The following is a 6,362-nucleotide window of genomic DNA, read 5'->3' as shown; positions in this document are numbered from 1 at the left end:
TTAATTCTGACCACCTACTTAGATTAAGTTATCATTACTGTAAATGGTTATTGAATCAGCCAGCTTTTTAAATGAGGCGTAAATGAGAATCAATACTCAAGATTTAGTCATTCTCCTTGAGCAATTAGAGTTACTGCATGAACAAAATGTATTTTTGCAAGATTTAGTTGACAGTCAAAATATAATTTTGCAAAAGACACAACAAGAATTAGATGAAACAAAGCAAGAACTTCAACAGAGTAATTTTGAATTGTCTAATGCCTTCGCCGAAGTGAGCCTTAAGATGATTGAACTTGAAAAATTTTTAGTAGAGTTTACTGAACAATATTTAACGAAGGAATTCCCCACTACTCATGACTCCACTATTACTTCAAAAAACTTAAAATTATTTTTAAGCTTAGTGTTTCAGACAAAGGATTTAACAAAAATTGACAAAGCAGATATTATACTCAAGTTAACTGAGTTAAGAAAGCCCACACAAAATTTTAGAACTGAGTCAAAGAATCTGAGAGATCAGTTTCAAAAATTTAAAAGCCAATTTTTTAAATTTAAAGTTCAATATCAAGAAGCTGAAAAACAATTAAATGAGTTAATGATCAATCTAAAGATTGATCATTAACTCATTGACAAGTAAATTTTAAAGTCAAAAACTTGGACAAAAACTACTCGCTTATTGATGATGACCATACTCTAAAACTTACTACGATCGTTATTCTAAATACTCATTACTGCTATTCCTACACTACTTCAGGAATAGAAAAATTAGAGATTTATAATAGTTGAGTCTAAATTTTAGATCTTTTTTCGGAACAGAGTACAAAGTAAATTTTATCCGAGAAAAGCTTCAGGAGAAATTCTGAAAAAATTAGCTAGTTTTTTGACTTGACTAATGGTTAATTCTGTATTTCGATTTAGAATATCAAACACATTTAATGCATTTTTAAAAATAGCTTGTAAATCTTGAGGTTGAAGATTAGATTCGTCTAAAAGTGCTTTTAGTAATTCAACTGAATCTTGTTTAAGCATTGGGTAATTTAGTTCCTCGTAATCTCGGACTAAACTCGCTAAAACATTCAAATAATCCTGTTCATCTGGTGTTAATTCGCCTTGATCTATCAGATGATCGATGATATTTTGAGTTTTTATTAAATCATCCTCTGAAGTAATCGGACGAGGAGAAAATGATTGAAGTAATTCTATATATTGATGCTCATTAGCTATACCAAGAGTCTTTTTTCCAGTTGTCTGTGTCATATTCTGCATGGCTTATGATATGGCGAATAAAAACTTTTTGATAAGTGTAATCGACTAAGGCAATCAATCTAAACTTGTTTCCACTAATATTAAAAACCGTAAGATTGGCAACTTGATCGGCTGAAGGAAAAATTTGGCGTAATTCTGCAAAGTTTTCTCATCGAGCTATTTTAGTACGATCATACCAGATTTGAAGATTAGTTTGAGCATCAGGATGTTTCTGCCAGAATTCTTTAAGCCGTCTTTGAGTAATAATGTGCATTTAGGTAGCAGTTGCCTTAATCTCATTTAATCCATTTCTCTGTTTCATCAATATAATCTTCTTTCTCACCGAATCCTAAAAATACGTTTATTTTAACTTTAGAAAATTGTCGGTTTTTTTACACAGAATCTTATGTGAACCTCTAGAAATGTTTCTTCCTTTGTCTACTATTTATACACTACTTCAGAAATAGAAAAAAATTAGGAAGCTAGATTACATTACGATCAAGACCCCTGAACTCCTTAAAATTTGTTATATTATATGTAGTCGTTATGAGTTCGTTTTAGAGATTATGGTTAAAATTGTTGGAATAAATGGAAGCCTCCGCGCTGAATCCTATACTGCACAAGCTTTAGAAGTAGCAGCGACCCGCGTTAAAGCGTTAGGTGCAGACATGGAAATTTTAGACTTAAGAACGCTAAATTTACCGTTTTGTGACGGTGGTGATGATTATTCAGACTATCCCGATGTTGCAAAGATGAGTCAAACTGTAAAAGAAGCAGATGGTTTAATCTTAGCGACCCCAGAGTATCACGGTTCGGTTAGTGGTGTACTAAAAAATGCCCTAGACTTGATGGGTTTTGAAGAATTTACAGGAAAAGTGACGGGTTTAATTAGTGTATTGGGGGGTCAGTCAAATAGTAATGCTCTCAATGATTTACGGGTGATCATGAGATGGGTTCACGCATTTGTCATCCCTGATCAAATTGCTGTAGGTCAAGTCTGGAAAGCTTTTGACTTAGAAGGAAAAATCGTCGATCAAAAACTATCGCAACGTTTTGACCAATTTGCCCAAAGTTTAATTGACATCACCCAGAGACTTAAAGCATAGAAATGTATGGGTTTGGTTGTCAAACCCACATTTTTTTTAATACCACCAATGGATATAATTGCTCTACGACCAAGAAAGGGATAGGGGCAAATGAAAGCGGTTATTTGTGGATACTATGGTAAAGGAAACGGCGGTGATGAAGCTCTTTTAGTGTCCCTGCTGCAAATGTTACCACAGCAGATAACCCCGATCGTCTTATCGAATAACCCCAAATTAACCCAAAAAAGTTACGGTGTCGAGAGTTATTACAGTCGTTCGACATTTGATATTTTAAAAGTTTTCAAACAGTCAGATGTCTTTATTTGGGGTGGTGGTAGTTTGATGCAAGATGTCACCAGTGCGGCGAGTCCCGTCTATTATGGTGGATTAATGGCTTTAGCGCAACAACAAGGACTAAAAACTGTTGCTTGGGCGCAAGGAATTGGCCCTTTAAAACGTCCTTTAACTCGTTGGATCACAAAACAGGTTTTACAAAACTGTACCGCAATTAGTGTCAGGGACTCTGGTTCAGCTTTCTTAGTAGCAGAATGGAATATTAACCCAATCATAGCACCCGATCCTGTATGGGCATTAGAAGCTAAACCTGTCAAGCAGTTAGCAGTATACCGCGCGCCCAGAGTTGCGGTAAATATGCGATCGCATCCTTTATTAACCCCACAACGTCTAGAAGTTCTGACACAAGCGTTAGTCGATTTTCAAAAAGCCACCCAGACTTTTATCTTACTCGTTCCCTTTCAATTGTCCCAAGATTTAGAAATTGCGCGTTCTATTGCCCAAAAACTGCCCCTAGATGCACATCAAATTATAACGTTAGAAGATCCCAGAGAGTTAAAAGGGTTATTTCGTGGCGTAGAAATGCTGATTGGAATGCGTTTACATAGTCTGATTATGGCAGCAGCAGAAGAATGTCGCTGTTTTGCCCTTAGTTATGATCCCAAAGTCAGTCGGTTAATGGAAGAAACTAATATTTCAGGTTGGGAACTCAGTTCACTACCAGAACAACCGTATCAAATTAGTAGCACATGGATCGAACATTTTGCCAATGGTGAAGCCTTAAGTAGCGATCGTATTCAATCTTTAATCGATCGTGCCTTAATGCACCAAGAAATTTTAGAAAAATTAGCTCAGTAGATATATCTTATGGCATAACTGGGAGCGGAACGTTCATCATTAAGGTTTCGTCGTAAAACATAATAAAGGCTGTCTTTACTCAAATCCTTATGACGGAAATTAACCCTCATTCTCTTGACCTTAAAATTGAAGTTCCAGAAATTCCATCAGAACCCGCAGACGCACAAGTTGAGGTTATTGATGTTGAATCGACTCAAACCGATTGGTTTGCCTTGGCTCAATCTCTACGCCAACAAAATCAGCATCTACACAAAACCATAGTACATTTAGAGCAAGCTTTGTCAGACGCGCAACAAAACTTACAAATTCAAACAAGACGGTTTCGGAGTGCAGAATCATTAATTAGTCAACAAAGCGAAGAACTTAACCAAACCCCCGAAAAAATTGAGCGTCTCGAGAGTGAATTAGAATCTTTTCAACAAACGATACAACAACAACAAAGCGTTATTAATCATCTGTCTGCACAATTAGAAAAAACTCAAGGACAATTAGCTTATCTTGAGCGAGAATGTGCGTTACTACAAGAGGATCAAACTGGCAAAACCCATCAACTTCTCACCGTAGAAAAACACATGAGAGAATTACAAACTCGGTTGCATCGCCAGCAACGCTACACTCTACAATATAAGTCAGCTTTAGAACAATTGTCGGAAAACGAAACGAATTCATCAGCAAAAGTCATTCCACTCATTCCCAAAACTGCCTCTATTCAACCTTGGACAAATGTAGAACAAGAAATCGAAGCGCAAACTCATAAAACAATGAATGCTTGGGTTGAACCAACGTCGAATGATGAACCCAAAATAGAAACGGTTGCAACATCAGACACTAATTTCGCCATTGTTGAACCGAATATAGAGGACTCTTTAGATGAGTTTTTCGCCAAATTAGAAGATAGCGAACCCATATTACAAGCGCAGGAATTTAATCAGCAAAAGAATTTATCTTTTTCAATTACGCCGTCTAATTCTACTTGGAAAAAAACCGCTTCTAAATCCGTAGATTTACCGACATTTTTAAGAGAACAATCTTCATAAACTCTAAAAATCAGAAAGAGAACCGACGACTGGCCGCGTTTCGTCTCGGCTCTCTAACTGGTTCGCTCCTCACACTACTCTCGAGTATAGCGATAACTCTCCGTTTTGTCACGCTCGTTCTAGAGTTCTATTAAGGGATTTAATCCGAGTTTTTCCCTAAGTAAATATCTCAGTACGAATTGTACGATCGCAATTAGTCCTAAACGAGCCTGGGCTAAAGTGGGATTTTGAAGCTTCACCTCTCCCCAAATACGACAATACTGCTCAAATTTTAAAAAGTCTTTACTCAGATCCACTGCTAATTTCATTGAGTTTACACTATCTATATCATCAATATTTTTTATAATTTGCTCAATAAGTCTTTTTCTTCTTTTTGTTGCCCAAGGATGCGCTCAAAAGGAATTGGCTCAGGTAATAACCAAAACCAAGCTAATTGATTAAAATCTAAAGTTTTTAGCTGAATTAGATGATCTAAATGTCCTAAGCGTAGTAGTGAACAACATCTTGCATGAGCATATTGTAAAGGAAAAACATCATTTTTTATATCTGTAGGATGATCATTTAATAAAGAAAAAGAATAATTTTCTATCAGTAGTTTAGGTAATATTTGTAGCCATATATTGATTTCTTTCTGCTCTATCAAAAATTCTAACAAACCAAAGTGATTAGAATTAACCATGAATTTTAATCCAGTTTGATTGTTAGCTAAACTTATATTATTAATAATTTTTTTATTGATTTCTTGCGCTTTTTCTAGATTTCCTTTGGCTAATTGTAAGGCGATTGAACTTTGATAAATAATGCCAATTGGTGATGAAACTTGAGTCAATGATAAAGAGCTAATAGAGAGGTATTGTAAAAGCGATCGTTTAATTGAAGGCTCAGTTAAAGGTAAACAACTATCCATTTAACCATCTTCATCAGTAGAATTTTGCTTAAGTTGTAAAACCTCTTCTATAGTTAAACCCGTTTTTTGACTAATCATCTCTTCATCTAAAATATCGAGTAATTTTCTAGCAATTTCTATTTGTGTTTGTTTTTTACCTTGTTCGATTCCTTGTTCGATCCCTTGTGCTAACCCCTGATTAGTCGCTTTGATAATGGCATTTCGCTGATCTTGAATAAAGATTTCTCGATGTTCTACGTCTTCTAATTCCTCTCTTGTTAGATTAGCTTGATTAGCGAGTCTAAAAGCTTTTTGAATTTCTGGTACTTCTTCCATAATATCAGGTACTTCTCCTAATTTTCTTGCTTCTTTAAGAAAATATAGCCATTTATCGGCAACTGTTTCTAACTCAAAGAGTTTCTTAGTAAACTTCGGCAATTCGACAAAAACTAATTCAATATCATAAACTGAATAATCAAATAAATATTCAGTTTCTTTAAGAGCAAAACGAGAGATTAATTTATCAAACTGAGGAAACATCGTAAAATCAGTAATCGTCAGAGCAATCACTGGATTAAGCCGACTATAACTATCTCTAATGTCGAGTTGAATTGAATAAGCTTTTGCCGCATTATAAAGAATTCTTTTTTCAAATCCTTCTACATTAAGGACTTGCATTTCGATAATAACTGTTTGCCCTGTTTTTAATTTTGCCTTAACGTCCAAATAAGTATCTTTCATCCCTCGAATTCTGGGAGCTAAATAGGGATTAAGAATATCTAAATCTTCAATCGTTGGATGATCTTGATACAAAAGAGCATTCAGAAAACTGATCAGAATATCTTTACTTTCTTCTGAACCGAAAATTTTCTTAAAAGCGAAATCCGTTTTCGGGTTGATAAAAATCATAGAACAGTAATCTACGACTGGCTAAATTTATTGTAACTCTATGGAATGATT

The 6,362-nt window shown here is 35.1% G+C and carries 9 protein-coding genes; 4 read left to right on the top strand and 5 right to left on the bottom strand.

Annotation, left to right across the window (positions count from 1 at the left end):
* The first annotated feature begins 82 nt into the window (after window positions 1-82).
* Window positions 83-619, top strand: coding sequence for a hypothetical protein (locus CFPU101_RS12385; RefSeq protein ID WP_206815645.1), 537 nt, complete (start codon window positions 83-85; stop codon window positions 617-619).
* Between the two features lie 209 nt (window positions 620-828).
* Here CFPU101_RS12385 and CFPU101_RS12380 read toward each other — a convergent pair whose 3' ends face one another.
* Both CFPU101_RS12380 and CFPU101_RS25605 read right to left on the bottom strand, forming a co-directional pair.
* Entirely contained in the window at window positions 829-1,263 is a 435-nt protein-coding gene (locus tag CFPU101_RS12380) for a type II toxin-antitoxin system HigA family antitoxin (RefSeq protein ID WP_242577914.1), read from the bottom strand.
* The gene (locus tag CFPU101_RS25605; RefSeq protein WP_242577915.1) at window positions 1,214-1,387 is read right to left on the bottom strand and encodes a type II toxin-antitoxin system HigB family toxin; all 174 of its coding nucleotides are present in this window, start codon (window positions 1,385-1,387) and stop codon (window positions 1,214-1,216) included. Before CFPU101_RS25605 ends, CFPU101_RS12380 begins: the two co-directional genes overlap by 50 nt.
* 421 nt (window positions 1,388-1,808) lie before the next feature.
* Here CFPU101_RS25605 and CFPU101_RS12370 point away from each other — a divergent pair, with 421 nt between their 5' ends.
* The 3 genes from CFPU101_RS12370 (at window position 1,809) to CFPU101_RS12360 (ending at window position 4,516) form a co-directional block, all read left to right on the top strand.
* On the top strand, window positions 1,809-2,348 hold the full coding sequence (locus CFPU101_RS12370) for an NADPH-dependent FMN reductase (RefSeq protein ID WP_206815644.1): 540 nt from the start codon (window positions 1,809-1,811) through the stop codon (window positions 2,346-2,348).
* 90 nt (window positions 2,349-2,438) lie between these two features.
* The gene (csaB, locus tag CFPU101_RS12365; RefSeq protein ID WP_206815643.1) at window positions 2,439-3,479 is read left to right on the top strand and encodes a polysaccharide pyruvyl transferase CsaB; all 1,041 of its coding nucleotides are present in this window, start codon (window positions 2,439-2,441) and stop codon (window positions 3,477-3,479) included.
* Window positions 3,480-3,568: 89 nt separating this feature from the next.
* Window positions 3,569-4,516: a hypothetical protein gene (locus CFPU101_RS12360; RefSeq protein WP_206815642.1), complete on the top strand. Its 948-nt coding sequence runs from the start codon at window positions 3,569-3,571 to the stop codon at window positions 4,514-4,516.
* Window positions 4,517-4,635: 119 nt separating this feature from the next.
* Here the strand turns inward: CFPU101_RS12360 and CFPU101_RS12355 are convergent, their stop codons facing one another.
* The 3 genes from CFPU101_RS12355 to CFPU101_RS12345 are packed head-to-tail and all read right to left on the bottom strand — an operon-like array spanning window position 4,636 to window position 6,311.
* Window positions 4,636-4,824 carry a hypothetical protein gene (locus CFPU101_RS12355; protein WP_206815641.1) on the bottom strand — a complete coding sequence of 63 codons (189 nt, stop codon included), beginning with the start codon at window positions 4,822-4,824 and terminating at the stop codon, window positions 4,636-4,638.
* Window positions 4,825-4,856: 32 nt separating this feature from the next.
* Window positions 4,857-5,423: a hypothetical protein gene (locus CFPU101_RS12350; protein ID WP_206815640.1), complete on the bottom strand. Its 567-nt coding sequence runs from the start codon at window positions 5,421-5,423 to the stop codon at window positions 4,857-4,859.
* Window positions 5,424-6,311, bottom strand: a complete 888-nt coding sequence (locus tag CFPU101_RS12345; RefSeq protein ID WP_206815639.1) for an Rpn family recombination-promoting nuclease/putative transposase — start codon at window positions 6,309-6,311, stop codon at window positions 5,424-5,426.
* Between the last annotated feature and the right edge of the window lie 51 nt (window positions 6,312-6,362).

The sequence above is a fragment of the Chroococcus sp. FPU101 genome, assembly GCF_017312365.1.
Taxonomy (GTDB): Bacteria; Cyanobacteriota; Cyanobacteriia; order Cyanobacteriales; family Microcystaceae; genus Chroococcus.
Note: the sequence above shows the minus strand (reverse complement) of the source record. Positions and strands in the feature narration are given on the sequence as shown.